At 66.0% G+C, this 24,479-nt stretch carries 27 protein-coding genes and 1 pseudogene; 14 read left to right on the top strand and 14 right to left on the bottom strand.

Annotated elements, in window-relative coordinates; genetic code table 11:
- Positions 1-42: 42 nt before the first annotated feature.
- From JL100_RS35860 to JL100_RS35840, 5 genes and pseudogenes are all read right to left on the bottom strand, one after another.
- Positions 43-153, bottom strand: a pseudogene (locus JL100_RS35860) (type II 3-dehydroquinate dehydratase); the annotation flags it as partial.
- A 60-nt stretch (positions 154-213) separates the two neighbouring features.
- Positions 214-621 (bottom strand): type II toxin-antitoxin system VapC family toxin, encoded by a 408-nt coding sequence (locus JL100_RS35855; RefSeq protein ID WP_202685078.1) that lies wholly within the window; start codon positions 619-621, stop codon positions 214-216.
- A 3-nt stretch (positions 622-624) separates the two neighbouring features.
- The gene (locus JL100_RS35850; RefSeq protein WP_228421780.1) at positions 625-942 is read right to left on the bottom strand and encodes a type II toxin-antitoxin system Phd/YefM family antitoxin; all 318 of its coding nucleotides are present in this window, start codon (positions 940-942) and stop codon (positions 625-627) included.
- A gap of 6 nt (positions 943-948) precedes the next feature.
- Entirely contained in the window at positions 949-1,956 is a 1,008-nt protein-coding gene (locus JL100_RS35845) for a zinc-dependent alcohol dehydrogenase family protein (protein WP_202685077.1), read from the bottom strand.
- A 26-nt stretch (positions 1,957-1,982) separates the two neighbouring features.
- Positions 1,983-3,041, bottom strand: a complete 1,059-nt coding sequence (locus JL100_RS35840) for an SDR family oxidoreductase (protein ID WP_202685076.1) — start codon at positions 3,039-3,041, stop codon at positions 1,983-1,985.
- Positions 3,042-3,258: 217 nt separating this feature from the next.
- Here JL100_RS35840 and JL100_RS35835 point away from each other — a divergent pair, with 217 nt between their 5' ends.
- On the top strand, positions 3,259-4,254 hold the full coding sequence (locus JL100_RS35835; RefSeq protein WP_202685084.1) for a TRAP transporter substrate-binding protein: 996 nt from the start codon (positions 3,259-3,261) through the stop codon (positions 4,252-4,254).
- Between the two features lie 46 nt (positions 4,255-4,300).
- Here JL100_RS35835 and JL100_RS36625 read toward each other — a convergent pair whose 3' ends face one another.
- Positions 4,301-4,432: a hypothetical protein gene (locus JL100_RS36625; RefSeq protein WP_267133580.1), complete on the bottom strand. Its 132-nt coding sequence runs from the start codon at positions 4,430-4,432 to the stop codon at positions 4,301-4,303.
- 120 nt (positions 4,433-4,552) lie between these two features.
- On the bottom strand, positions 4,553-5,479 hold the full coding sequence (locus tag JL100_RS35830) for an ArsR/SmtB family transcription factor (protein ID WP_202685083.1): 927 nt from the start codon (positions 5,477-5,479) through the stop codon (positions 4,553-4,555).
- A 227-nt stretch (positions 5,480-5,706) separates the two neighbouring features.
- Here JL100_RS35830 and JL100_RS35825 point away from each other — a divergent pair, with 227 nt between their 5' ends.
- The 6 genes from JL100_RS35825 to arfA all read left to right on the top strand — a co-directional run bounded on the left by JL100_RS35825 (position 5,707) and on the right by arfA (position 13,114).
- Positions 5,707-7,608 (top strand): ABC transporter substrate-binding protein, encoded by a 1,902-nt coding sequence (locus JL100_RS35825; RefSeq protein WP_202685075.1) that lies wholly within the window; start codon positions 5,707-5,709, stop codon positions 7,606-7,608.
- Between the two features lie 109 nt (positions 7,609-7,717).
- Positions 7,718-8,722, top strand: coding sequence for an ABC transporter permease (locus JL100_RS35820; protein WP_202685074.1), 1,005 nt, complete (start codon positions 7,718-7,720; stop codon positions 8,720-8,722).
- 5 nt (positions 8,723-8,727) lie between these two features.
- Positions 8,728-9,591 carry an ABC transporter permease gene (locus tag JL100_RS35815; protein ID WP_202685073.1) on the top strand — a complete coding sequence of 288 codons (864 nt, stop codon included), beginning with the start codon at positions 8,728-8,730 and terminating at the stop codon, positions 9,589-9,591.
- The gene (locus JL100_RS35810; RefSeq protein WP_202685072.1) at positions 9,588-10,643 is read left to right on the top strand and encodes an ABC transporter ATP-binding protein; all 1,056 of its coding nucleotides are present in this window, start codon (positions 9,588-9,590) and stop codon (positions 10,641-10,643) included. The genes JL100_RS35815 and JL100_RS35810 overlap by 4 nt, the downstream gene beginning before the upstream one ends.
- Positions 10,640-11,533, top strand: a complete 894-nt coding sequence (locus tag JL100_RS35805) for an ABC transporter ATP-binding protein (RefSeq protein WP_228421779.1) — start codon at positions 10,640-10,642, stop codon at positions 11,531-11,533. Before JL100_RS35810 ends, JL100_RS35805 begins: the two co-directional genes overlap by 4 nt.
- A 30-nt stretch (positions 11,534-11,563) precedes the next feature.
- Positions 11,564-13,114 (top strand): arabinosylfuranosidase ArfA, encoded by a 1,551-nt coding sequence (gene arfA / locus JL100_RS35800; RefSeq protein ID WP_228421777.1) that lies wholly within the window; start codon positions 11,564-11,566, stop codon positions 13,112-13,114.
- Between the two features lie 15 nt (positions 13,115-13,129).
- On the opposite strand, the gene JL100_RS35795 is transcribed toward arfA, so the two are convergent.
- The 3 genes from JL100_RS35795 to JL100_RS35785 all read right to left on the bottom strand — a co-directional run bounded on the left by JL100_RS35795 (position 13,130) and on the right by JL100_RS35785 (position 14,890).
- The gene (locus JL100_RS35795) at positions 13,130-13,954 is read right to left on the bottom strand and encodes an alpha/beta hydrolase (protein ID WP_202685071.1); all 825 of its coding nucleotides are present in this window, start codon (positions 13,952-13,954) and stop codon (positions 13,130-13,132) included.
- A 94-nt stretch (positions 13,955-14,048) separates the two neighbouring features.
- Complete coding sequence (locus JL100_RS35790) at positions 14,049-14,504, bottom strand: PIN domain-containing protein (protein ID WP_202685070.1); 456 nt, start codon at positions 14,502-14,504, stop codon at positions 14,049-14,051.
- Positions 14,501-14,890: a type II toxin-antitoxin system Phd/YefM family antitoxin gene (locus JL100_RS35785; RefSeq protein ID WP_202685069.1), complete on the bottom strand. Its 390-nt coding sequence runs from the start codon at positions 14,888-14,890 to the stop codon at positions 14,501-14,503. Before JL100_RS35785 ends, JL100_RS35790 begins: the two co-directional genes overlap by 4 nt.
- Before the next feature lie 98 nt (positions 14,891-14,988).
- On the opposite strand from JL100_RS35785, the gene JL100_RS35780 reads away from it, so the two are divergent.
- From JL100_RS35780 to JL100_RS35770, 3 genes are all read left to right on the top strand, one after another.
- Positions 14,989-15,969, top strand: coding sequence for a glycosyltransferase family 2 protein (locus JL100_RS35780; protein WP_202685068.1), 981 nt, complete (start codon positions 14,989-14,991; stop codon positions 15,967-15,969).
- A gap of 11 nt (positions 15,970-15,980) precedes the next feature.
- The gene (locus tag JL100_RS35775; RefSeq protein ID WP_202685067.1) at positions 15,981-16,796 is read left to right on the top strand and encodes a glycosyltransferase family A protein; all 816 of its coding nucleotides are present in this window, start codon (positions 15,981-15,983) and stop codon (positions 16,794-16,796) included.
- A gap of 61 nt (positions 16,797-16,857) precedes the next feature.
- Entirely contained in the window at positions 16,858-17,310 is a 453-nt protein-coding gene (locus JL100_RS35770; RefSeq protein ID WP_202685066.1) for an RNA polymerase sigma factor region1.1 domain-containing protein, read from the top strand.
- A gap of 33 nt (positions 17,311-17,343) precedes the next feature.
- Here JL100_RS35770 and JL100_RS35765 read toward each other — a convergent pair whose 3' ends face one another.
- Positions 17,344-18,261 (bottom strand): LysR family transcriptional regulator, encoded by a 918-nt coding sequence (locus tag JL100_RS35765; RefSeq protein WP_202685065.1) that lies wholly within the window; start codon positions 18,259-18,261, stop codon positions 17,344-17,346.
- Between the two features lie 102 nt (positions 18,262-18,363).
- Between JL100_RS35765 and JL100_RS35760 the strand changes: the two genes are divergently transcribed.
- Positions 18,364-19,179: an SDR family NAD(P)-dependent oxidoreductase gene (locus JL100_RS35760; RefSeq protein WP_202685064.1), complete on the top strand. Its 816-nt coding sequence runs from the start codon at positions 18,364-18,366 to the stop codon at positions 19,177-19,179.
- Between the two features lie 99 nt (positions 19,180-19,278).
- On the opposite strand, the gene JL100_RS35755 is transcribed toward JL100_RS35760, so the two are convergent.
- Together JL100_RS35755 and JL100_RS35750 are read right to left on the bottom strand one after the other, a co-directional pair.
- Complete coding sequence (locus JL100_RS35755; protein ID WP_202685063.1) at positions 19,279-19,755, bottom strand: c-type cytochrome; 477 nt, start codon at positions 19,753-19,755, stop codon at positions 19,279-19,281.
- 68 nt (positions 19,756-19,823) lie between these two features.
- Positions 19,824-20,066: a DUF1127 domain-containing protein gene (locus JL100_RS35750; protein ID WP_228421775.1), complete on the bottom strand. Its 243-nt coding sequence runs from the start codon at positions 20,064-20,066 to the stop codon at positions 19,824-19,826.
- 237 nt (positions 20,067-20,303) lie between these two features.
- Here JL100_RS35750 and JL100_RS35745 point away from each other — a divergent pair, with 237 nt between their 5' ends.
- Positions 20,304-20,489, top strand: a complete 186-nt coding sequence (locus JL100_RS35745; RefSeq protein ID WP_202685061.1) for an anti-sigma factor family protein — start codon at positions 20,304-20,306, stop codon at positions 20,487-20,489.
- A gap of 27 nt (positions 20,490-20,516) precedes the next feature.
- Here the strand turns inward: JL100_RS35745 and JL100_RS35740 are convergent, their stop codons facing one another.
- Entirely contained in the window at positions 20,517-23,156 is a 2,640-nt protein-coding gene (locus tag JL100_RS35740; RefSeq protein WP_202685060.1) for a PQQ-dependent sugar dehydrogenase, read from the bottom strand.
- A gap of 673 nt (positions 23,157-23,829) precedes the next feature.
- Between JL100_RS35740 and JL100_RS35735 the strand changes: the two genes are divergently transcribed.
- The gene (locus JL100_RS35735; protein WP_202685059.1) at positions 23,830-24,063 is read left to right on the top strand and encodes an AbrB/MazE/SpoVT family DNA-binding domain-containing protein; all 234 of its coding nucleotides are present in this window, start codon (positions 23,830-23,832) and stop codon (positions 24,061-24,063) included.
- Between the two features lies 1 nt (position 24,064).
- A complete protein-coding gene (locus JL100_RS35730) occupies positions 24,065-24,469 on the top strand; it encodes a type II toxin-antitoxin system VapC family toxin (RefSeq protein WP_202685058.1) in 405 nt (134 codons plus the stop codon).
- Positions 24,470-24,479 lie beyond the last annotated feature (10 nt).

Genomic DNA, 24,479 nt, shown 5'->3' with positions numbered 1-24,479 from the left:
CTGCCGGTAACCTTCGCCGGACCGCCTCGAAGACACGGTCCGCCGGCAATGGGCCTCGACGCCGGCCAGGGTCTCGTATCCGTAGATCGCCGGCTGGCACTTACCCAGCAGGTTCAGGTTCGGGCCGTTCAGGATATGGAGGATGCGGCTCATGATGGCCCTCCGGGGGTCGGTGTGCATTGGTCCCCCAGGGCGACGATGCCCTGCGGCCCATCAACAGCGGATCGCCCGAACTGCCGAGGTGGACGCCGCGTATTCCAGGATCTTCCGGTCCCTCGTGATCATCGGTACGCCAAGTTGCCGGGCGCTCGCGACGAGCATCCGGTCCGCCGGATCGCCGTGGAACGACTCGGGCAGGAAAGAGGATCCGGCGGCCGCGTCGACCGTGAGCGGAACCTGGCGGACTCCCGGCTGGCCGAGAAAGCGATGGATCCACGACACGGGATCGACATCCAGGACGATCCGGCCCTTCCGCACGAGCGTGCCGATCTCCCATGCCGATACCGGCGACACCAGGACTCCGCCCTTGGGGCGCGCCTCCTCGATCGCGTCGAGCGCCTCCTGCGTCATGGGCAGGCCGCCGTCGAGCCACAGGATGGTGTGCGTATCGAGGAGCGGCATCTTTCACCGCCCGCCTTCGACATCGAACTCGTCCTCGTCGAAGGTCGGCTGCGTCAGATCGGCATCGTGCAGGACACTGACCGATCCCCGGTGCGCTCCGAAAAGCGGTGCCATCTCGGTCGGCGGCGGCGTCAATTCCGCCACCGGCTTACCATGGCGCGTGACGACGATCCTGGCGACCTTACGGCCTTCCAGATCATCGAACAGCGCCAGGCATTTTGCTTTGAACTCCGTCACGCTGACGGTCACGACGGTCGGCGGCATCGGTCCATCTCCGAATATGGTCAGATTGATCTGACCATATTCGGCATCTTTCGGCAAGGCCCGTCAGAACTCCAGGCAGATCTTGCCGAAATGGCTTCCCGATTCCTGGTACCGGAAGGCGTCGGCGATCTCGCCCAGGGCGAAGCCGCGGTCGATCACCGGCCGTACGCCGGTCGTCTCGATCGCGCGCACCAGATCGTTCTGATGGCGCCGGTTGCCCACGATCAGGCCCTGCAGGCGGGCCTGCTTCGCCATCAGCACGGCGGTCGGGACCTCTCCGGCGCGGCCGGTCAGCACGCCGATCAGCGAGATGTGCCCGCCGACGCGCACCGCGGCGATGGACTGCGCCAGGGTCCCCGGCCCGCCGACCTCGACCACATGGTCCACGCCGCGCCCGCCGGTCCAGTCCCGGGCCCGCTTGCCCCAATCCTCGTGCTGCCGGTAGTTGATCGTGTAGTCGGCGCCGAGCGCCCGCACCCGCTCCAGCTTCTCGTCCGACGAGGAGGTGGCGATGACGGTGGCACCCATCATCTTCGCGTACTGGAGAGCGAAGACCGAGACGCCGCCGGTGCCCAGCACCAGCACCACGTCCCCCGCCTTCAGCCCGCCGTCGACCACCAGGGCGCGCCAGGCGGTCAGCCCGGCCGTCGTCAGGGTCGCCGCCTCGGCATGGCCGTAGCCCTTGGGCACGGTTGTGAACCAGGTGGCGGGACGCACCACGACCTCCCGGGCATAGCCGTCAACGCCGTCACCGGGCACGGTGGAAAAATCGCCGACGTCGGCCGGCCCGTCCTGCCACTGCGGGAAAAAGACGGAAACGACGTCGTCGCCCACCGCGAAGCCGGTCACCCCCTCGCCCACGGCCTCGACGGTGCCGGCGCCGTCGGACATGGGTATGCGCCCGTCCGCCGTCGGCATCCGTCCGCTCACGACGCCGTAGTCATGGTAGTTCAGCGAACTGGCGCGGATCCGGACCCGGATCTTGCCGGGACCCGGGGCGCCGGGGTCGGGCATGTCGACCAGCTCCAGCCGGTCCAGCCCTCCGGGCGAGCGCAGTACGATTCCCTTCATGTCGTTCTCCTGGATTTCATCGTGTTTCAGGGCAGCGGCGGAATGATCCTGTCGTCCCGCAGCCGGCGGAACAGGCCCTCGAACATGTATTCCGTGTCGATGCAGGCGTGGAAGCCGGCCTGGCGCGCCTTGATCGTGCTGCTGATATTGTCGAAGCCGCTGTTGAAGATGAAATCGCCGAACGCCCAGGAGGCGATCTTCTCATAGACGATCGGCTGCAGCCCGTACTTGGCGACCATGCGGTCCCACAGCGGACCCTTGTCGGTCATGTAGGTCGTCAGCGGCGTCGGCACCGGGTCGGCCCAGTCCATGCCGAACATGCGGGCGATCTTCGGCCACATGTGCTGCCAGCGGAAATAGTCGCCGTTGGTGATGTTGAAGATCTCGTTGCGCGCGGCCGGCGTCCGCCCCGCCCAGTCCGCGGCCTCCGCCAGGATGTCGGCCGACGTGACCTGATAGAGCGCCCGGTACGCCGCCTCGGTGCCGGGAAAGCGCAGCGGGATGCCCAGTTCCTTCGAGATGGCGGCATAGACCGCGATCACCATGGACAGGTTCATCGGGTTGCCCACGGCGAAACCGCACACCGCCTCCGGCCGAAGCGCCGTGAAGGCCCAGTCCTTGCCGCGCTGGCGTTCGCGCAGGTGGTCTTCCTGGTCGTAATAGAAGTTCGGCGGCATCAGGCGCGGGTCGTCCTCCCGCGCCGGCGTCTTGAACGGCCCGAGATCGGCACCGTAGGCCTTGCCGCCCTGGTAGAAGGTGACGTGCCGGAGGTTCGGCGAGGTCTCCTCGACCGCGTCCATCAGGTTGCGCAGGATCGCGACGTTCAGCTCGCTCTTCTCGGCCGCGGTCTGCTTCTCGATATAGGCGCCGAACACCACATGGGTGACGTCGCGGATGCCCGCCACCGCGTCCCGCACCTGGTCGGGACGGGTCAGGTCCACCGAGATCGCCTCGACCCCCGGAATCGCCGGCTCCGTGCGCCTGGCCAGCCCATAGACCTTGGCGTCCGTCTGGCCTGCCAGCCGGATCGCGGCGGCACGGCCGATGACGCCGTGCGATCCGGTGACGATGATCTTGCGTTGCATGCAGGCTCTCCCGCGGTTGGCGTGTCCGCAACGGCAACCGCTTCATGCCCGCCGAGTTCCAGGGTCCGATGCCGATCGCGGCCCCGGCGGTTCCGGCAGTCCCCGGACGGATGCGCCATCAGGGGTAGTTGATCAGCCCTGCGCGGCATCGTAGAGAGGCGGGAGAATAATTCAACGGAGGGGACACTCAGTGTATCGGTCCAAGTTCTACGGACTCATGGTGCTTGCCGGCATCATGGCGGCATCGCCGGCCGGCGCCGCCGACATCAAGGAGCGCAACATCAAGGTCGGCATCGGCCTGAGCGCCGACCATCCCCAGGGCCAGGCGGTCGCCAAGTTCGCGGAGCTGGTCGGCCAGCGCAGCGACGGCAAGATCAAGGTCAAGCTGTACGCCGGCGGGTTGCTGGGCAACGACGTCAGCATGGTGTCGTCGCTCCAGGGCGGCACCCAGGAAATGACGATCCCCGACACCTCGACCCTGGTCGGCATCGCCGGGCTGAAGGAGTTCGGCCTGATCAACCTGCCCTTCCTGTTCAATTCCTCGTCCGAAGCCGACGCGCTGCTGGACGGCCCGTTCGGCCGGAAGCTGATGGCGAAGCTGCCGGAGAAGGGCCTGATCGGGCTGGGCTTCTGGGAGAACGGCTTCCGCCAGATCAGCAACAACCGGCGGCCGATCACCAAGGCGGAGGACATCGACGGCCTGAAGCTGCGCGTCATCCAGAACCCGCTGTTCATCGACACCTTCAAGACGCTGGGCGCCAACGCCCTGCCCATGCCCTTCCCCGAGGTCTACACCGCCCTGGAGACCGGGACGGTGGACGGCCAGGAGAACCCGATGGCGACCCTGGTCGCGTCGAAGTTCTACGAGGTCCAGAAGCACACCGTGGTTTCCAACCACATCTACAGCGTCTGGGCCTTCCTGATGAGCAAGAAGTTCTGGGACAAGCTGACGCCCGACGAACAGCAGCTCCTGACCGAGGCCGCCAACGAGGCGACCGCCTTCGAGCGCCAGACCATCCGCGCCTTCGACGCCACCGCGCTTGAGGAGATCAAGTCCAAGGGCGTCGAGGTGACGATCCTTTCTGATGAGGAAACGGCCAAGCTGCGCGAGCTGACCAAGCCGGTCTCGGACAAGTTCGTCCAGGAGTTCGGCGCGGAAGGCGCCCGCGAGATGCAGGCCGAACTGGAGAAGATCCGCGCCGCGAAGAACTGATTCCCGGATCGGGGGTGCCTGCGGCGACGGGCACCCCCGCCATCCCTCAACCGGAGGGATAACGGGGATTGAAGCCGTACTCCGCCGCGAAGCGCCGGCGCCTCATGTGGGAGATCAGCGCGCGGATCGCATAGCCGACGACCAATCCCAGGATTGCCCCGAACCAGAAATCTTCCATGGCCTCACTCAGCGGCTTCGCAAACGCAACTCGGACCGACGGCGCCGGCCAGGCATGATCCTAACGGAATGGTCGAAAACCGGGCAATCCAGGTGACCGGATTAAAACAACGGGCAGGCGTCACTTCACATGGATGCGCATCACGATATCCTGGTCGTGGTTGCCGAACTCCTTGCCGAAGATGTTGACGCCGCCCGGCCGCTGGGCGCCCTCGTCGATCCCGACCCGCAGGCGGATGGAGTGGTGGTCCAGCAGGCCCAGTTGCGCGAGCGTCACGTTCGACGCCTTGGTCCCGTTGACGCTGGTCCCGGCCCCGGAGACCATCCAGGTGGTCAGGTGCCCGTATTGCGAGCCCTCCAGCTTCCACCAGCGGGGCGTGAAGCGGCCCCGCTTGTCGCCATAGTCGCCCGGCGAGGTCCAGGTCCCCACCTTCACGTCGTTGACCCAGATGCTGATGTCCGACGGCCAGTCGCTGTTGGTTCCCGGCACCTCGGACGACAGTTCCAGCGTGAACTCGATCGCCTCGACCTCGGCGTTGAGCACGCGCGCATTGTTGGGGAACTTGTATTCCACGTGGCCGCGCCAGAACCATAGCAGAGACGCCTTCATGCGGCTGGGGTCCAGGAAGAAGTCCGGCACGTCCAGCAGCCCGATCACCCCCTCCGCCGAGCATAGCCCGCACGGGGCCGAAACGCTGCAACTCGTATAGAGCCCGATCGGCATGGCGACCTCGATCAGGTTGCTCTTCTGCTGGAGCGGCGGGTCGTCGAACCGGATCATGATCTCGCCGTAGCGGGCATAGCAGACCTTCTGCCGCCCCTTGTTGGCCTTCATGGCGCGCGTCTCGATCAGGCCGCAGGCCTCCAGCGTCTGCACGTTGGTCGCGACCGTCGATTGCGGCAGCGAGAGCGCGTCGCTGATCTCGTTGACGTTCATCGGTCCCCGGTGGCGGAGCAGGCGCAGGATCTGCATTCTCGGCAGCGATGCCAGCGCCTTGACGATATCGGCGTCCCGGTCGGGGCTGATGCTCAGGATGTCGCTGCTTATCGAAGTCTGGTCGTTCACGTCATGCTCCGGACTGGGCAAGCCACCATATCAAAAAATTCGATACTCATAAATAACTTCCGATCCGATGGTGCGATGCAAACGGCTTTATATATCATATTTCCTGATATATATGGAATTTTCTGTTGACCCATGGTCCGAACAGGATTAGCGTTCGAATCAAGCAGAAGAAAAGAACAAAGCGACCCCATCGCTGGAAAGGGAGGAAAATGCCCATTCTCAGAACGATCGCGTGCGCCGCCGTCGCCCTTCTCATCGGCACGACCGCGTATGCTCCGTCCGCCCAGTCGCAGGACGTCGTCTCCAGCTTGCCCAGGAAAGAAACGCTGATCCTGGAGAACCCGGAAGGGACGATCAAGAATCCGGGCTGGTTCAACATCTGGGCCATCAATGCCGGGGGCCAGTACACCGGTCTTCAACAGCTTGCCATGGACACTCTGTGGTACATCGACCCTGAAAAAGGCCTCGACGGGCCGATCGACAACTCCCTGGCATCCGAGCCCCCAAAGTACAACGCCGATTTCACCGAGATGACGGTGAAACTGCGGCCCGGGATCTTCTGGAGCGACGGGGTCGAATTCACGGCCGACGACGTGGTCTACACCGTCGAAACCCAGATGAAGAACACCGGCATGCGCTGGGGTCCGCTGCTCTCCCTCAACGTGGAGAGCGTGCAGGCGCCCGATCCGCAGACCGTCGTCTTCAAGCTGAAGCGGCCGAACTCCCGTTTCCACGCCCTCTTCACGGTGCGCTTCAACGCGATCTGGATCATGCCGAAGCATGTGTTCGAGCAGGCGCCCGACCCGATGCGGTTCGACTTCAACAAGCCGGTGTCGCTCGGGGCCTATGCGCTGCACAGCTTCGATCCCCAGGGCAAATGGTTCATCTGGCAGCGCCGCGACGACTGGCAGCGCACCACGCTGGGTCGCTTCGGCGAACCGGGACCGAAATATGCCGTCTACATGGACGCCGGCCCGCCGGACAAGCGCGTCATCGCGCAGATGAACCATAATCTCGACGTCGTCCACGACGTGGCGCCGGAGGGCATGTTCACCCTGGCCAAGCAGTCGAAGTCCTCGCGCGGCTGGTTCAAGGACTTCCCCTACGCCCACCCCGACCCGACGCTGCCCGCCCTGCTGTTCAACCACCAGCGGCCCGAGTTCCAGGACCGCGACGTGCGCTGGGCGCTGGCCCTGCTGATCGACATCAAGGCCGTCTCCATGGCCTCGTACCGGGGGGCCGCGACCATCTCGGCGATCGGCATCCCGCCGACCGGCACCCACCCCGACGACTACCACATCCCGATGCAGGACTGGCTGAAGTCGTTCGAGCTGGATACCGGCAAGCGGAAGATCAAGCCGTACGATCCGACTATCGGCAAGCAGATCGCCGACATGCTGCGCCCTTCCATGAAGGAGCAGATCCCGACCGACCAGGCGAGCATCGACCGCTCGTTCGGCATGGGCTGGTGGAAGCCCAATCCCCAGGCGGCGCAGGAACTGCTGCAGAAGGCGGGATACACCAAGCGCGGCAGCAGCTGGTACACGCCGGACGGCAAGCCCTTCTCGATCCGGGTCATGGTCGAGGGTGAATCCCGCCCGGTGATCACCCGCGCCGGCACCATGATCGCCCAGCAATGGCGCCAGTTCGGCATCGACGCCAAGACCGACCTCGCCCAGGGCACCATGCTGGACCGGCGCAACGCCGGCGACTTCGACACGCTGATCAGCTGGAGCGTCGAGAGCTACGGCGGCCACCCCGACCTGGCCTATTTCCTCGACAGCTGGCACTCGGACTACGTGGCCGCTCCGGGCAAGATGCAGGCTCCGCGCAACTACATGCGCTGGGCGTCGCCCGAGCTGGACGGGATCATCGAGAAGATCCGCGGCGTCTCGTTCGACGATCCGCGCTCGATCGAGCTCGGCCGCGAATACGTCAAGCTGGCGGTGCGGGAGATGCCGATCATCCCGCTGATGGCCTACAACGTGTTCGTCGCCATGGACGACACCTACTGGACCGGCTACCCGACCGCCGAGGACCCCTACGCCAACCCGGTGCCGAACTGGGGCAATTCCCGCTACATGATGGTCCGCCTCAAGCCGAGCGAATAACGGGCCGAGCGAATAACGGGCCGAACGAATAACGGAGGGTGCGCGTCCCGCGCACCGGGGCGGCGGGACGCCGCCCCTCCCGGACCCCGCGTTTCCGAGGACCAATCCCATGAGAACCTACGCCGCCTACCTGGCGAAGCGTCTGATGCAGTTCGCGCTGGTCGTCTTCATCGGCATCAACCTGACCTACCTGATCTCCCACTCGACGCCGATCGACCCGGTCGAGCAGACGATCTCCGCCCTGACCTCGTTCGGCAACACCAGCCCCGAAGCGATCGAGACCATGCGTCAGTCGCTGCGCGAACTGTACGGCATGAGCGGCACCCCGCTGGAGCAGTATCTCTCCTTCTGGAGCCGGATCGCCGTGGGCGACTTCGGGCCGTCCCTGTCGGCCTTCCCGACGCCGGTCTCCGAGCTGATCCTGCGGGCGCTGCCCTGGACCATCGGCCTGCTGGTGGTGGCGACGCTGATCGCCTGGCTGCTCGGCAACCTGCTGGGCGGGCTCGCCGGATACTACCGCCGGAACAGGGTGCTGAAGGCGCTGGGCCTCGTCGCCATGGGCCTGCATCCGATGCCCTACTATGTCGTGGCCTTCGTGCTGCTGGTGCTGTTCGGCTTCCTCTGGCCGGTGCTGCCGATCAGCGGCGGGTCGGGCATGGCGGTCCAGCAAGGCTTCAGCTTCGCCTTCGCCTACAGCGTCTTCATCCATTCCCTGCTGCCGGCGCTGTCGCTGGTGCTGGTCGGGATGGGCGGCTGGTTCCTGGGCATGCGGGCGCTGGTCTCCAACATCGTGACCGAGGACTATGTCGTCTATGCCGAACTGGGCGGCGTGGACCGGCACCGCATCCTGACCTCCTACGTGATGCGGAACGCCCTGGTCCCGCAGGTCACCGGCCTCGCCATGTCGCTGGGCGCCATCTTCACCGGCGCCATCATCACCGAGGAGGTGTTCGGCTATCCCGGCATCGGCTCGCTGCTGGTCGATGCGGTCCATGCCGGCGACTACAGCCTGGTGCTGGGCGTCACCTCGGTGTCGATCGTCGCCGTGTCCACGGCGGTGCTGGTCATCGACCTGCTCTATCCGCTCCTCGATCCCCGCGTCCAGGTGGAGTGACCGGCATGTTCAAGATCATCCGCGACCTGCTCCGCTTCAACATCGAGTTCGCCGTCGGCACCCTGATCACCCTGGCCATCGTCGGATTGTCGGTGCTGTCCTTCTTCTCCCCCTACCCGGCGGAGGACATCTACGTCGTGGCGCCCGACGTGCCGCCGTCGTGGGAATACTGGCTGGGCACAACGTCCCGCGGGCAGGACGTGTTCTGGCAGATGGCCGCGGCGCTGCGCAACACGCTGCTGTTCGGCCTCGCCGTGGCGGCGCTCAGCCGGGTCATCTCGCTGACGGTCGGGCTGGTGTCGGGCTACATGGGCGGGATGACCGACCGGGTGCTGATGTCGATCAACGACACCTTCATCATCATCCCGCTGTTCCCGATCCTGGTGCTGTTCTACTTCGTCATGCGCGACAGCATGTCCTGGGTGCTGCTGGCGGTGATCATGGCGGCGCTCGGCTGGGCCTACGACGCCCGCCTGATCCGCTCCGTCGCGATGAGCCTGCGGACCCGGGAATTCACCCAGCAGAGCATCTTCTCCGGCATGAGCCCGCGCCAGATCATGACGCAGGAACACCTGCCCTACGTGCTGCCGATCGTCTTCTCGACCACGCTGAACAACATGAATTGGTCGATCGGCATGGAGGTGACCCTGTCGGTCCTGGGCTTCACCGACATCAACACGCCGACCATCGGCAGCATGCTGTACTGGGCCAACCAGCACACGGCCCTGGTCGCCGGCGTCTGGTGGTGGATCGCCTGGCCGGTGATCGCGGTGATGCTGCTGTTCATCGGGCTCTACCTGCTGGCGACCGCCCTCAACGAATATATCGACCCCCGCAGCCGGCTCAGCCGGATGGGAGGCACCGCATGACACTCCACCAGCTCGCCCAGCCGGTCCCGTTCCCGGCCCCATCCCCGGCCGCAGGGCCGGCGGCCCCGGCGCTCCTGGTCGAGAACCTGCGGGCCTACTACCAGACCCGCTGGTTCGGCGTCACCCGCGAGGTTCGCGCCGTCGACGACATCAGCCTGCATATCGGGCATGACGAGATCTACGGCATCGCCGGGGAATCCTCGTCCGGCAAGAGCTCGCTGATCAAGACCATCGCGGGCGCCATCCGCCCTCCGCTCAACGTGGTCGGCGGCTCGGTCAAGTTCGATTTCAGGACCCGCCAGGTCGATCTCTACGCGCTCAGCCCGGCCGAGCGCACCGCGATCCGCTGGAAGCATCTCGCCTATATCATGCAGGGCTCCATGAGCGTGCTGAACCCGCTGCGGCGGGTCCGGCAGAGCTTCGTGGACTTCGCCTTCCGGCACATGGGACTGCCCATGCCGGCGTTCCTCCAGGCGGTCGAGGACCATCTGCTCCGCCTGCATCTCCAGCCCTCCGTGCTCGACGCCTACCCGCACGAGCTGTCCGGCGGCATGCGCCAGCGGGTGGTGATCGCCCTGGCGACCGTCTGCCGCCCCGGCTTCATCATCGCGGACGAGCCGACCACCGCCCTCGACGTGGTGGTCCAGAAGAGCGTCCTGGCCATGATCCGCGAAGTCCAGCGGGAGATGAAGGCCTCGATCCTGTTCGTCACCCACGACATGGCGGTCCACGCCAACCTGACCGACCGGCTGGCCATCATGTATGCCGGCCGCCTGGTCGAGGAGGGCACCACCCGCGAGATCTTCCGCAACCCGCGCCACCCCTACACCACGCACCTGATCCGAAGCCTGCCGCGGATCGGCGACGCGGAGCCGCGCAAGGGCCTGGAAGGCACTCCGCCCAACCTGGCCGACCCGCCGCCCGGCTGCCGCTTCCACCCGCGTTGCCCGATCGCCATGGATGTCTGCCGGCACGAGGTACCTGCCCTGCGCCCGCTCGCCGGCGGCCACCGCGTCGCCTGCCACGCCGTGACCGAGGGGACCTTCCAATGACCCGGCCAATGACCGGCCCCGCAAGCACTGGACCGCTTCTGGAAGTCGACCGCGTCAGCCGCAGCTTCTGGACCGGCGGCCTGCTGTCCCGGCGGCGGGTCGATGCGGTCCGCGACGTCAGCTTCGGCCTGACCGCCGACCGGCCGGAGATCTTCACGGTCATCGGCGAATCCGGCAGTGGCAAGTCCACGCTCGCTCGCATGATCCTTAACGGCCTGGCGCCGACCTCGGGGCATCTCCGCTTCCGCGGCGAGGACCTGTCGGGCATCACGCGCACCCGCGACCGCATGCGCTTCATGGGCCAGGTCCAGCCGATCTTCCAGAACCCGTTCGAGAGCTTCAACCCGCTGAAGCAGGTCGACCGCTACCTGACCATGACCGCGCGGAACTTCACCGACGCCCGAACCCCGGCCGAGACCGACGCCGCCTCCGACCGGGCCTTGCGCAAGGTTGGCCTGTCCCTGGCGGAGGTGAAGGGGCGCTTTCCCCACGAGCTGTCGGGCGGCCAGCTCCAGCGCATCGCCATCGCCCGCGCGCTGATCCCCGGCCCCTCGCTGATCGTCGCGGACGAGCCGGTGTCCATGGTCGACGCCTCCCTGCGGGTGGCGATCGTCAACCTGTTCAAGGACCTGCGGGACAGCCTCAAGGTCTCGATCATCTACATCACCCACGACCTGGCGACCGCCTACTACATCAGCGACCGCATCATCATCATGCAGAAGGGCGAGGTGGTGGAGAGCGGCGACGCCAGGACAGTTCTGTCCAACCCGCAGCACCCCTATTCCCGCCTGCTCAAGGACTCGGTGCTGTCGCCCGACGTCCCGCCGGAGCCCTCCGGCCAAGACCATCCCGCGCGCCCGCAGGAGCCGGCCCGCGCCCGTTCCCACTGATAACAAGATCCATAGTCAGGAGACTTCCCCATGTTGAAGGCTGAGGTTCTGGTCGATCGCGATTTCGCCATCGGCGACACCGATCGGCGTCTGTTCGGCGCCTTCGTCGAGCACCTGGGCCGCTGCGTCTATGGCGGCCTCTTCGAACCCGGCCACCCGCAAGCCGACGAGCGCGGGTTCCGCCGCGACGTCATGGCCCTGGTCAAGGAACTGGCGCCCACCATCATGCGCTATCCCGGCGGCAACTTCGTCTCCGGCTACGATTGGGAGGACGGCGTCGGCCCCGTGGAGAACAGGCCCAAGCGGCTCGACCTCGCCTGGTTCACGACCGAGCCGAACACATTCGGCACCAACGAGTTCATGGACTGGTGCCGGGAGACCGGGATCGAGCCGATGCTGGCGGTCAATCTCGGCACCCGCGGCGCCGACGCCGCCCGCCACTACCTCGAATATTGCAACCATCCCGGCGGCACCGCCCTGTCCGACCTGCGCCGGAGCCACGGCTGGGAGCAGCCGCACGGCGTCAAGTTCTGGTGCCTGGGGAACGAGATGGACGGTCCCTGGCAGATGGAGACCAAGACCGCGACCGAGTACGGCCGCATCGCGACCGAGACGGCCAAGATGATGAAATGGGTCGATCCCTCGATCGAACTGGCGGTCTGCGGCTCCTCCGCCCGCAACATGCCGACCTTCGGCGAGTGGGAATACACGGTCCTCGACCACACCTTCGACCATGTCGAGTTCATCTCGCTGCACACCTACTTCAACAATTACGCCGGCGACACCGCGGCCTTCCTGGCCAGCCCCGACCTGATGGACAGCTTCATCGACGAGGTCGTGGCGATCGCCGACGCGGTCGCGGCCCGGCGCCGGTCGAACAAGCGCATCATGCTGAACTTCGACGAATGGAACGTCTGGTACCGCACCCGCGGCCGGGGCGAGGGCCGGGCCAAGCCGGGCTGGCCGGAGGCGCCGCAGATCCTGGAGGAGGTCTACACGATGGAGGACGCCCTGACCTTCGGCGGCGCCTGCATCTCCCTGCTCAACCATGCCGACCGGGTCAAGTCGGCCTGCCTCGCCCAGCTGGTCAACGCCATCGCACCGATCATGACGGAGACCGGCGGTCCGGCCTGGCGCCAGACGATCTTCCACCCCTTCGCCCAGATGAGCAACCTGGGGCGCGGCCGGGTGCTGCGGTCGCAGGTGTCCTCGCCGACATACTCGGCCCGCTACTACGACCCGCGCGGCAGCCAGGAGCTGTATTATCCGATGCCGAGCGTGCCCTACGTCAAGCTGGCGACCGTCCACAACGAGGAGGACAAGTCGCTGACCCTGTTCGTCCTGAACCGCCACCTGGAGGAGCAGGTCACCCTGGACCTGGACGCCCGCGGCTTCAGCGACCTGGCCCTGGACCACGCGCTGGAGCTTCGCCACGACGACCTTCAGACGGCCAACACGAAGGCGGCCCCCGAAGCCGTCAGCCCGGTGCCGCTCGACGGCGTGCAGGTGCGCGGCGAACGGATCCAGGCCACCCTCAAGCCGGCGTCCTGGAACGTGATCCGCCTCAAGGCCCCGGTCTGAGGGTCTGAAGACCCGTCAGTCCGCCGCCTCGTGAACCGGCCGGGCCGCGAAGCTCCTCGCCAGCCACCCGTCGATATGGCTGGCGACACCTTCCCAGCCCGGCTGGAGCATCATGGAATGCCCCATGTCGGGGAAGAACGTGGCGTCGGTGCCGAACGCCCAGGCCGTCGCGTGGACCTGGTCCGGCGGGAACAGCAGGTCCTTCTCGGCGCCCAGCACCAGCACCGGCAACTTGCGCTTGGGCAACGGCGGAAACGGCACCCAGCCGCCGATGTCGAGGAAGACCCGGCGCGACTCCTCCTGGACCCTGCCCTCGTACCGGGCCGCCTCGGCGCGCGGCATGGAGTCGGAGAACATCGCCCGATACAGCGCCTCGAAACCCATCGCCTCGGTCCCGAACATCAGCATCTGCGACATCTTGTTGAACACATAGGGATCGCGCCAGGCCAGCCCCATGGTCGAGGCCATCAGGCCGTGGGGCGGCGCCGATGCCATCAGGACCCCTCCCGCCAGGTCCGGCCCTGCCGCCAGCGCCCGCTGCACCACGTTGCCGCCCATGGAGTGGCCGATCAGCACCGGCGGGCTGGAGCAGGATTCCGCAGCCTGGAGCACGTCGTCGACGTAGTCGGCGATGCCGAACGCGTGCAACCGGTCCCGTCCCTCGCTCTTTCCATGCCCGCGCAACGAGACGGCGTGCGCCTCGTAGCCCCGGGCGGCGAACCACGGCAGGAACTTCTCGTTCCAGATCCAGGCGCCGCAGAACGCGCCGTGGACGAACAGCAGGGGCACCGGCTTGGACGGTTCCGTAGGGAGATGGGAAATGATTTCCAGGTTCGACATGGCATCCCGTCAGGCGGTAAAGATCCGATCCGCATGGACTTAACCCGCCGGTTCGCCCGATCAAAGCGGATTCTCACCTTCCCCGATATGCGCGTCAGAGAAGCAGGACGTCTTCGAGCAGCCGCATATTGGGTTGCATGAACGGATTCAAGAAGCGGACACCTTCCAATTCGCGGCCATCCTGGAAGTTCTCACTCAGCAGAAACCGGGCTCCGGCCCGCTTGGTGACGGACCATATCATGCCGTCCCAGAACTGGATGCCGTGGTCGCGATGGACGCGCATTGCATCCACGACATCGGCGAACACCGCCTCGCGCACTGGGAAAACATGGCTCCACGCATCCAGGTAGAGGGATGCACGCTCAAGGGGAACATGCTTCTTGCGAGTCGCAACCGCGTAGAACTCCGTCAGTGCCTGAAGCGGTAGCAATCCACACCCTTCCGCACTCAAGCGGCCGAGAAGATCAGCGGCTATGCGATGCTTCTCCGCATCTCCGGTATTGTCCGCAGCGTACAGAAGGATGTTGGTGTCCAGGCCGGCGTGGATCAACGCGAATGCAACTCATCTCGATCAATGCCGCCGGTAAAGCCGAGCGGCAACCCTTCCTGTAGCAGCGCCATCATACGCTGCCGGGCTTTCTCACATCCCACGGAGCCGGGCGATCCCGCCGGGGCGATGACGGCAACCGGCTTGCCGTCCTTGGTGATGGTGACGCGGGCGCCACCCTCGACGTCGCGCAGGACCTTGGAGAAGTTCCGGTTCGCTTCGGTGGCACTGATGAGTCCGTCGGGCATACTTGAACTCACGGTAAGTAGTAAGAAGTACCTACCATAACGCATCCGCATATGGGTGGCAAGTTCATGGGCGATATCGCACCCGATCAGGAAGGCATCAATCCCCTTGATCGCCCAACGATCTTTGCATCGATCGCCCAACAGCGCATCACCGTTCCGAACGTGATCTTCCCCGCGTGCCGGGGTTGAGGATACGCCGTTCCCGCAGGCCGGCGATCGGAAGGAGGACGGAAAAGGAAATGGCGTACCCTATGACCGCCCCCCGGGCCGGGACCGGCGATCCCCGCCGGATCGTGCTGGCCTGCACCATGCGGAACGAAGGCCCCTACATCCTGGAATGGGTCGCGTATCACCGCTCGATCGGCTTCACCGACCTCGTGGCCTGCACCAACGACTGCGTGGACGGGTCGCCCGACCTGCTCGACGCCCTCCAGGATGCCGGCGTGCTGACCCATGTCCGCACCGAAGTCGGTCCCGGCGACAAGCCCCAGCTCGCGGCGTACGGACAAGCCCAGGACCTTCCCGCCGTCCGCGACGCCGACTGGGCGATGGTGCTGGACGCGGACGAGTTCCTGAACATCCATGTGGGGAACGGCAGGGTGACCGATCTGCTGGACACCGTGCCGGACGCGACCGCCTTCCTGGTCAACTGGCGCGTCTTCGGCAGTTCCGGCCACCGGGACTGGAGCCGGGCGCCCGTGTGCGAGCGCTTCACCCGGGCCGCCGCCCTGGCCGACGGGGTCAATCTATCCTTCAAGACCCTGTTCACGAAGATCGACGCCTACTGGTGCAAGCTGATGCCGCACCAGCCCCGTTACCCCCATGATGGCCGGCACGGGGAACTGCGCTACGTGGACGGCGCCGGCGCCGTCCTGCCGGATTATTTCCACGACGAATCCCGGAACGATTTCCTCCAGTCCGAGCCCGGCCGGGTCTCCTGGACCCTCGCCCAGGTCAACCACTACAACACGCGCTCGCGGGACGACTACCGGGTCAAGCACCATCGCGGCGGCGGGCTCGACATCGCCTGGGATCTCGACCGGAGCTGGACCGCCTTCGACCGGAACGACGAGGAGGACATCACCATCCTCCCCAAGCTGCCCCGCGCCCGCGCCACCCTGGAAGCGCTCCTCGAAGACCCCGGGATCCGGAGGCGGCACGAACACTGCTGCCGACTCTACGGCCTGCACGTTGAGAGCCTTCGATCCCGAAACGCCTGAAAGAACCTTCCTTGCCTTCGTCCACCCCTTTCACCTTCGGCATCCCGCTGATCCCGGCGGCACTGGCCGCCGACTGGGACCTGGTCCAGGACCTGCTCGGCCTGACGCTCGCCTCCGTCCTGGCCCAGACCGACCCCGATTTCCGGGTCGTGATCGCCGGCCACGACCGCCCGTCCCGCCTGCCCGACGATCCCCGCATCACTTTCGTCGCCGCTGGCTGGCCGGCGGGGGAGAACAGGCCGGACAATCTCGACAGCGGGCGCAAGAAGCACGCGATCAACGACAGGGTCTTGCGCGACGGCGGCGGCCTGCTGATGTTCGTGGACGCCGACGACTGGGTCGATACCCGCCTGGTCGAGACCGCGCGGGCGCTGGTCACGCCCGACCATGTCGGCGGGCTTGTGGCCGCCGGCTTCGCCACCGACCTCCGGACCCTGCGCGGCGTCGCCCTGCCCCACCCCGCAGTCTTCGACGGGGATTTCCATCGGGTCTGCGGGTCGAGCACCGTCGTCAACCTGCGGCCCGGCCACCCGGACCCATTCCGGCGCGATCCCTACCCGGTCCTGCACGACCATCACCTGTGGCTGGAAACCGCCCGGGAGCACGGCGCCGAGCCCGTCCGCCTGCCGGTATCCGGAACCTATCTGGTCAACACCTCGGCCAACCATTCCGAAACCCACGGCCCCTTCGCCGATTGGCGCCGCAGCTTCAATCAGGGCGTCGCGTCGGCGGGAACTCCGCTCGACGACGCGATGGCGGCGCGGTTCGGCCTGGAACTCGCCCGCATCGCCGCCGTTTCCGAAAAGCTCGCCGGGAAGGGGCGGTGACACCGGAACGCCCGGACTGTTATAGCCCACGCCCCGCTCCACACCGTCCGGAGGCCGCCCCATGGCTGTCGACAGTTCCATCATCCACCGTCTGGCCGAGATGGGCCGCGACCGGGGATACGTCACCATCGACGAAGTGAACCGGGTGCTTCCGGTCGACGGCATGAGCGACAGCGAGCTTGCCCACGCGCTGGTCCAGCTCGAAGAGGCCGGCGTCTCCGTCGAGATCGAGGAGGAACTGACCGGCCGCCCGCGCTATTCCGGCGACCGCGCGGAAATCCCGGAGTTCCGCTTGCCCGAGCCCACCGACGACAACCGGGACCGCGTCGTCCCGCTCCGGCCGCGCCAGCCGGCCGAGGGCACCCGGCCGCTCCCGCCCCCGCCGGAACGGCCGATGGCCGAAGCCGCCGCCGTCACGGCTTCCTCCGCCACCCCGGCATCGACCCATCGGATCGTGATCGCCTGCGCCGCCGTGCTCCTGCTGATCCTGCTCAGCACCTTCCTGCTGACGTAGCCTTGCGGCCGTCCCTGCCCTTCGACAGGTCGTTCACCCGCCCGAGCAACCGCGGCATCCCTGCTCCAAACCAGCTCGAAGAGCTTCCTTGAACAGTTCGAAGGCCGTCGTACCCTGCCGGTCGGGGTAATAGAGGTGGTAGCCGGCAAACGGCTCGCACCACGGCTCCAGCAGGCGGACGAGGCGGCCATCGGCGATCGGCGCCGCCACCAGATCTTCGAGTATGAAGAGGATGCCGAAACCCTCCAGGGCGGCGGCAACCAGCAGGTCGCCATCGTTGAACACCGGTCCGCGGCCTGGTGTGACCGTCACCGCATGGCCGTCGCGCTCGAACGACCAGGGAGACAGGTCGCCATGGGTGTCGCCGTAGGCGATACAGCGATGGCCCGTGAGGTCGGCGGGCTCCATCGGCGCCGGATGGTCGCTCAGATAGCCGGGGGCCGCCACCACCGCGACGCGAAGCGGAGGCCCGATCCGGAGCGCGATCATGTCCTTCTCCAATCGCTCGCCAAGCCGGATGCCGGCATCGAAGCGGCCGGCCACGATGTCGGTCATCCCGCCCTCGACGCATACCTCCACCTCGATGCCGGGGTGGTGGCGCATGAAGGACGGGAGCATCGGCCACAGCAAAGTGTCTGCGGCGTGTTTGCCCGTCGTGATCCGGACGGTGCCGATCGCCGCCCCGCGGGTCAGAGCCAGCGCCGCGATCTCGTCGTCCAATCCGGCCAGTGCCGGCGCCAGGGTGGCGAGCAGGCGCTCGCCGGCAGCGGTCGGGGCGACGCTGCGCGTCGTGCGGGAGAGCAGGCGAAAACCGAGTTGTCCCTCCAGCCGCTTCATGGTCTGGCTCAACGCCGACTGCGTGACTCCGAGCCGCCTTGCGGCCCGGGTGAAGCTGCGGTCGGAGGCGATCGCTGCGAAGACGGCGAGTTCGCCGAGCTGATCCGGACGCATTGATGATTCCCGCTACTGGGGCCTATGACTGATTAGCCTGTTATCTCCATTGTTTAGCATGACTACCTAGCCAGCGACAGTATGGGCGACCAGGAGCAGGCGATGGGCAAGGTTTGGCTGGTGACGGGCGCAAGCAGGGGACTTGGACGCGAGATCACGCGCGCGGCGCTCGATGCGGGCGAGACGGTCGTGGCGACGGCGCGGTCCGCCGACGCGGTGCGCGATGCCTTCGGGGGCGAGCAGGATCGGCTGCACGTCCTCGCACTCGATATCACCGATGCCGAAGCCGCGCGCTCGGTTGCCACCAAGACTACCGAGCGGTTCGGTGCGATCGACGTGCTGGTCAACAATGCCGGCTATGCCGAACTGGGCTTCTTCGAGACGTTCACCGATGCCGCGGTGCGGCGTCAATTCGAGGTCAACCTGTTCGGCACGATGAACGTCGCGCGCGCGGTCGTCCCCCACATGCGTGAGCGTCGCTCAGGCCTCATCGTCACGATCTCGTCGGTGAGCGGGCTGGTCGCCAATGGCGGAGGGACGGTCTACTCAGCGTCGAAGTTTGCGGTCGAGGGATGGATGGAGGGCTTTGCGCAGGAGCTGGCACCGTTCGGCGTCCGCTCGCTCCTGGTCGAGCCGGGGATGCTGCGCACCGACTTCATGGACCAGAAGTCGGCGAGATTCGGCAGCATCGACATTCCAGACTATGCCGAGGCGATCGCGCAGTATCGCGCATTCGTGGAGGGGGCCAATGGCAACCAGCCGGGCGATCCGAAACTGCTCGCGGCGCGGATCGTGGCGCTTGCTTCGCAGGGCGAGGCGCCATCGCGGCTCGTGTTCGGCGATGACGCCCGGCAGTGGGCTGGCGCGAAGGTCGACCAATTGCGGCAGGAGATCGTCCAGTCCGCCGATCGCGCCTGACACGACCGGGACGGACCCGGGAATCGAGACGAGGAGGTATGCGGGAGGCTGACGGACCATGTCTACGGCCGTCATAAACAGGCAACGGATTGCCGCCGGTCAGTGCGATTTCTTCTGCCGGAAACCGTCGTGGCAGCCGGAGCATTCCTGGCCCACCCGCTTGAACTCGGACTGTAGCTCGGACCTCCCGCCGGACGCCGCGGCGGCCACCAGGTCCTCGACCGCCTCGTCGAACCTGCGCATGCGGTCGTCGAACTCGGGGCGCCGGTCCCACACCGCCCTGGTCGCCTCGGAATGGTGTCCGTCGCTGCCGGGCGGGAACATGTGCATCACGTGCTCGCAATGCTCGTGCATCGTCTCGGCCAGCCGCCGGGCCGTCTCCTGGTCGAACGCGGTCTTGCCCGACAGCATGCTGCCCAGCGCCTTCATGTGCCGGCCCATCTCCTTCATGACGTCCATGCGCTGCGCCACCACGCCGGTCGCTCCCTCGTGGGACGCCGCGGCCCCCGCCGCCAGCAGGACGGCAGCGAAGATCGCGGCGGCGCGGAGGCCGGACAGGGCTGCGGGCAAGGGCATGGCGGAAACCTCTCGGCATTCGGGACGGGCTGCCGGGATGACGGCCCAGGCGGCGGTTTATTCCCCACTTACCCTTTCCAGAACGGCTTGTCACATTCCATCCAGGCTTGCGCACGGCTGATGCCGATATCGTTCAGCATATGGTCCGGCAGCCCGGCCAGTTGCCGCCGCTGGCGGGCGCGCTCCCGCCACAGGCTCAGGGTATCGAAGACGAGCAGGACTGCGCGCGGTCCCCGGCGGCCCTCCTCCGCCGCTTCCGCCGCGAACACTCTCCGCGCGGCCAATGACGTTTCCATGACGATCTCCTTCATTCTCCCCTCCGGCATGCCGGCTTGAGGGAGAACCTACCGGGGCCATGTTTCCCCCTGACGTCCTCCGGACCGCTCCGCTGTTTCAGTTGTGTCGGGGATACTGTTGTTGCCTATGGCCGGGCTTGATCCGGCGATCCCCGCGAGGCCGTCGCGCAAACCCGAATCTCGCGTTAATCATTAATTAACCATAAGCCCGCATCCTTCCCCACCAGCGAGACACTCGGCGGGAGGAACGGCATGAACGATCATATCGACGACATGATGCTCGGCGCCTATGTGGACGGCGAGCTGCACCCCGCCCTGATCGGGAAGATCGAAGCCTTCCTCGCCGGCAACGAGGAGGCCCGCCGGAAAGTCGGCGCCTTCCGGGAGATCAACGCCTTCCTCCGCGCCTGCGGATCGGACCTGAGGGACGCCGCCTGAAGGCTCCCGCCCCCCGGTTGCCGCCCCTCAGCTGCCGCCCTGCACCAGCACCGCGATCTCCGACGCGGAAAGCGCCCGGTCGTAGATGCGGGGCTCGTCGATCCGCCCCAGGAAGAGTTCGCCCGGCGCGGCTCCGGCGGCGTTGATGTTGCCGGCGATGATGATCGGGTTGGTGCTTCCCGCGATGGTGCCGGTCAGCGGCGTCGAGAACTGCTGGACCCCGTCCACATAGAGCTTCACCGTGGAGCCGTCGTAGGTCCCGGCCAGATGGATCCAACGGTTGAGCGGGGCGGCACCGCCGAGCTGCGCCGAGACCGTGCCGGTCTTCACCAGCCAGCGGAAATTGTTGTTGTTGAAGCCCAGGATGAAGTGATCCCCTCCGCCGGTCCCCTCCTGCCGGGAGACGATGGCGCGCCACCCCGTCTGGTTCGCCGTGCGCAGCACCCAGGCCGTGACCGTGATGGCCTGACGCGCCTTGTTCAGCGACGTCGATCCGTTGACCCGGACATGGCGGCTGGTCCCGTTGAAGGCCAGGGCGCCGCTCCCGATCCGGCCCGCCACCCGTGTCGGCGCGTTGACCAGCGTGCCGTTGTTCCTCTGCCCGGAGACATCCAGGGCTGTCGTCCCCGATCCCTCGTCGAAGGGCAGCCGCAGGACCAGGGCCGGCACCGCCACGGCGGAATATGTCGCCGTCAGGGTCGCGGCCGATTGCGGCGCGGTGATGGTGTGCGACGCCGCCCCGCCGTCCGACCAGCGCGTGAAGGTGTACCGCGTGCCGGCGACGGTCTGCGGCGGCGCCTCGATCACGTGCTGGAACCCCGCCAGCGTGTCATGGACGAACGGCGTCGTCCTGGGTATCCCGTCCACCCTGAGCTGAAGCCCCGCGGGCGCGGTCGCGAAGCTCAGGTTCACCTTCCGCGGGAACACGGAGACCGTCTGCGACGCCTTGAGCCCGTTCGCCCCGGTCGCCGTCAGCGTGATCTCGTAGGAGGTGTTGCCGGTGTAGTCGTGCCCCGTCCTGCCGATCGCGAAGCTGCCCGTCGTTCCCTTCAGGCCGCTGACCACGGGATGGACATGGCCCTCGTGGCGGAAACTCACCGTCCACTCCAGGGCTGCGGCGGGAAGGTTGCCCAGGGTCGGGTCCCTGCCGGTACCGGAAAAGGTGATCGTGTCGCCGGCGGCGAACTGCGCGCCGGAGACCGGGGCCGTGACGGTCGCGACCGGCGGCACGCCGACATTGATGGTGATCGGGTCCGAGACGACCGAATTGGTCCCGTTGGAAGCCGTCAGGCGGACGCTGTAAGGTCCCCGGACATTGTAGGTATGCGACGGGTTGGCGGCCGTGGACCTGGAATTGTCCCCGAAATCCCAGGAATAGGTGAGGCTGGCCCCCCTCGGGTCGAACGACCCGGCGCTGGAGAAGGCCACCGTGAGCGGTGCGTCGCCCGCCTGCGGCCTGGCCGACGCGACGACGACGGGAGGCTGGTTCGCGGTCGCCCGGATGCGCCGGAGCTTGCCCGCGCCCGGCTGGCCACCCGCGAAATCCACATAGTAGATCGCCCCGTCAACGCCCATCGCCAGGTCGTTGATATTGCCGTACGGCCCGTTTATGGCGCCGTTGGCCGGTTCGAAGTTGAAGACTCCGGTCAATTGGTTCATCGCGTCCACGGTCAGGCGCTTGATCGTGTTGCGCGCATAGTCCGCGAAGAAGTAACTGCCGACATATTCGGCGGGAAACTGCCGTCCGCGATAGACGAAGCCGCCGATCACCGCGGCCTGGACGCCGTCATGGGGGTACGCGTAAAGGGGAGCGGCGACGCCCGGGCCGCAGCTCGCCTCGCAGGTCGGCCAGCCGTAGTTGGCGCCGCGCGCCAGGATGTGGACCTGCTCCACCGCCGTCGCCTGGAGATTGCCGCCGACATTGCCGATGAAGATCCGCCCCGTCACCGGATCGATGCTGGCGCGGTAGGGGTTCCGCAGCCCGTAGGCCCAGATCTCGTCCTTGTTCGGTCCCGCCCCGTCGTGGAAGGGATTGTCCGCCGGGATCGTGCCGTTCCGGTTGATCCGCAGCACCTTGCCCCGCGTGTTGGTGAGGAGCTGGGAGTCGGCCGGAGTCAACTGGTCGCCCGTGGTCAGGTAGATCTTGCCGTCGTTGCCGAACAGCATCCCGCCGCCATGGTGGGCGTTCGACGCGTCCACCGTGTCCTGCCAGATCACGGTTTCCGTTGCCAGGGAGGTCGTGTTCCCGCTCGCCGTGAACCGGGAGATCCTGTTCCGCTTCGGTGTCAGGCTGGTGTAATAGACGTAATATTGCCGCGTCGTCGCGAAATCGGGTGCCAGGGCCATGGTGAGGATGCCGGCCTCGTGCTCGGTATAGAGGTTGGTGATGCTCAGGAAGGGTTGGGCAAGGGGCGTCGGCGAACCCGTCGGCAGGACCCGGATAATCCCTGCCTTCTGGACGACGAAGATCCGCCCGTCCGGAGCCGGCACGACCTGCAAGGGCTGGTCCAGCCCGGTCGTATAGACCTCGTTCACGAAGCCCGGAGGCGGCGTCGCCCGCGAAGCCGACGGCAGGCCGGCGACACCGGACAGGACCAGGAGGGAGAGAAGAACCAGGGTTCCGAGCGCATCGAAAAGCCTGGTCCCGAACCATGCCGGCATACGCATCCCCGAAGCTCCTCTTCGTCTCTCATCTATAGGGATGGAGTTTTCTTATGTAACTACTCACCCCCCTGGCTTTAGCCGGTAACATGCTGAAACTATGCTGGTTTTCGGGTTCTGCAGCCATACCCCATAGTGAAGTAACGGCTCGCGGCTGGTCTCGCCACAAGTATTTGTTTTACTTGATCAGCTGATCCGCCGAAGAGCAGGGCAAATCGTTATTTGATACCGCTTATGCGGAGCGTCGCCCAAATCCAGCGGTATCAATGCGTTACCGGTTGTCAGGGAGGTGAGCAATCACTTTCTTATGGTACTGTCGTTATGATTATGATGTTCCAATTCTAGATTTTCTTGCAAAATGAGACGGCGTCCGAATTCAAAGTTTCTTCTTCAGCCTCATTGATTTCGGATCTTCGTTTTCTACTGCGAGGGAACCCAGTCCAAATTATTACTTTTTGTTTCCCCGCAGCGATATTACATCAATGATAAACTTGATCGGTTAAATACTCTAGGATAGTGCGGATATATGTACTTTCGATACTTGCTAACCTGAAAGTTACCAGTCGGCGCGATGCGACAATCGAAACCGCACGGCATCTCGAGGCTCCAACCCACTGGCTGGAAAATGTCGTGCATGCTATGTGATACCAACCTATGTGCAGGTAATACGGAGCGAGCCATGGCTACCACCGTAACCATCGAAGGACAGGTTACCATTCCAAAGCTGGTCCGCGATCGTCTGGGCATTGAACCCGGGAGCATGGTGGATTTCAAGCTGGACCCAGACGGTCGCGTCGTCTTGGTAAAGGTGGATGCCTCCAACCCTGCGAGGCGGTTCGAAGCTTTGCGTGGCCGCGCCGGACCCGGCCCTACCACCGACCAGATCATGGCATTGACGCGCGGCGAAGGCTGAGATGACACTGATCGATACCAACGTCCTGCTGGATATCGTCACCGACGATCCCGCCTGGGCGGATTGGTCGATTTTGCAACTGGATGCCGCAAGCTTCCGGGGGCCGCTCGCGATCAACGGCGTCATCTATGCGGAATTGTCGGTGCGTTTTGAAAGGATTGAGGATCTGGACGCCGTTCTCGATGAGTCCGGGATCCTTCTGACGGAAATACCCCGCGACGCACTGTTCCTCGCCGGCAAGGCATTCAAGCGGTACCGCTCTGCCGGCGGCACTCGCACCGGCGTCCTACCCGATTTCTTCATCGGCGCCCATGCCGCCGTTTCCGGCATGGCTCTCTTGCCCCGCGACCTTCAGCGCTACCAGAGCTACTTTCCCGGCCTCACCCTGATCGCTCCACGAACATAACGGCAATCCT

This window comes from Skermanella mucosa (assembly GCF_016765655.2).
Classification (GTDB): domain Bacteria; phylum Pseudomonadota; class Alphaproteobacteria; order Azospirillales; family Azospirillaceae; genus Skermanella; species Skermanella mucosa.
The sequence above is the reverse complement of the archived record's forward strand: the minus strand, read 5'-3'. Positions and strand labels throughout refer to the sequence as shown.

Bases quoted from the DNA above. Each gene is read 5' to 3' on its own strand.
- JL100_RS35855 (WP_202685078.1), bottom strand. From the start codon at position 621: ATGCCGCTCCTCGATACGCACACCATCCTGTGGCTCGACGGCGGCCTG.
- JL100_RS35845 (WP_202685077.1), bottom strand. From the start codon at position 1,956: ATGAAGGGAATCGTACTGCGCTCGCCCGGAGGGCTGGACCGGCTGGAG.
- JL100_RS35840 (WP_202685076.1), bottom strand. From the start codon at position 3,041: ATGCAACGCAAGATCATCGTCACCGGATCGCACGGCGTCATCGGCCGT.
- JL100_RS35835 (WP_202685084.1), top strand. From the start codon at position 3,259: ATGGTGCTTGCCGGCATCATGGCGGCATCGCCGGCCGGCGCCGCCGAC.
- JL100_RS36625 (WP_267133580.1), bottom strand. From the start codon at position 4,432: ATGGAAGATTTCTGGTTCGGGGCAATCCTGGGATTGGTCGTCGGCTAT.
- JL100_RS35825 (WP_202685075.1), top strand. From the start codon at position 5,707: ATGCCCATTCTCAGAACGATCGCGTGCGCCGCCGTCGCCCTTCTCATC.
- JL100_RS35820 (WP_202685074.1), top strand. From the start codon at position 7,718: ATGAGAACCTACGCCGCCTACCTGGCGAAGCGTCTGATGCAGTTCGCG.
- JL100_RS35815 (WP_202685073.1), top strand. From the start codon at position 8,728: ATGTTCAAGATCATCCGCGACCTGCTCCGCTTCAACATCGAGTTCGCC.
- JL100_RS35810 (WP_202685072.1), top strand. From the start codon at position 9,588: ATGACACTCCACCAGCTCGCCCAGCCGGTCCCGTTCCCGGCCCCATCC.
- JL100_RS35805 (WP_228421779.1), top strand. From the start codon at position 10,640: ATGACCCGGCCAATGACCGGCCCCGCAAGCACTGGACCGCTTCTGGAA.
- arfA (WP_228421777.1), top strand. From the start codon at position 11,564: ATGTTGAAGGCTGAGGTTCTGGTCGATCGCGATTTCGCCATCGGCGAC.
- JL100_RS35795 (WP_202685071.1), bottom strand. From the start codon at position 13,954: ATGTCGAACCTGGAAATCATTTCCCATCTCCCTACGGAACCGTCCAAG.
- JL100_RS35780 (WP_202685068.1), top strand. From the start codon at position 14,989: ATGGCGTACCCTATGACCGCCCCCCGGGCCGGGACCGGCGATCCCCGC.
- JL100_RS35770 (WP_202685066.1), top strand. From the start codon at position 16,858: ATGGCTGTCGACAGTTCCATCATCCACCGTCTGGCCGAGATGGGCCGC.
- JL100_RS35765 (WP_202685065.1), bottom strand. From the start codon at position 18,261: ATGCGTCCGGATCAGCTCGGCGAACTCGCCGTCTTCGCAGCGATCGCC.
- JL100_RS35760 (WP_202685064.1), top strand. From the start codon at position 18,364: ATGGGCAAGGTTTGGCTGGTGACGGGCGCAAGCAGGGGACTTGGACGC.
- JL100_RS35755 (WP_202685063.1), bottom strand. From the start codon at position 19,755: ATGCCCTTGCCCGCAGCCCTGTCCGGCCTCCGCGCCGCCGCGATCTTC.
- JL100_RS35750 (WP_228421775.1), bottom strand. From the start codon at position 20,066: ATGAAGGAGATCGTCATGGAAACGTCATTGGCCGCGCGGAGAGTGTTC.
- JL100_RS35745 (WP_202685061.1), top strand. From the start codon at position 20,304: ATGAACGATCATATCGACGACATGATGCTCGGCGCCTATGTGGACGGC.
- JL100_RS35740 (WP_202685060.1), bottom strand. From the start codon at position 23,156: ATGCGTATGCCGGCATGGTTCGGGACCAGGCTTTTCGATGCGCTCGGA.
- JL100_RS35735 (WP_202685059.1), top strand. From the start codon at position 23,830: ATGGCTACCACCGTAACCATCGAAGGACAGGTTACCATTCCAAAGCTG.
- JL100_RS35730 (WP_202685058.1), top strand. From the start codon at position 24,065: ATGACACTGATCGATACCAACGTCCTGCTGGATATCGTCACCGACGAT.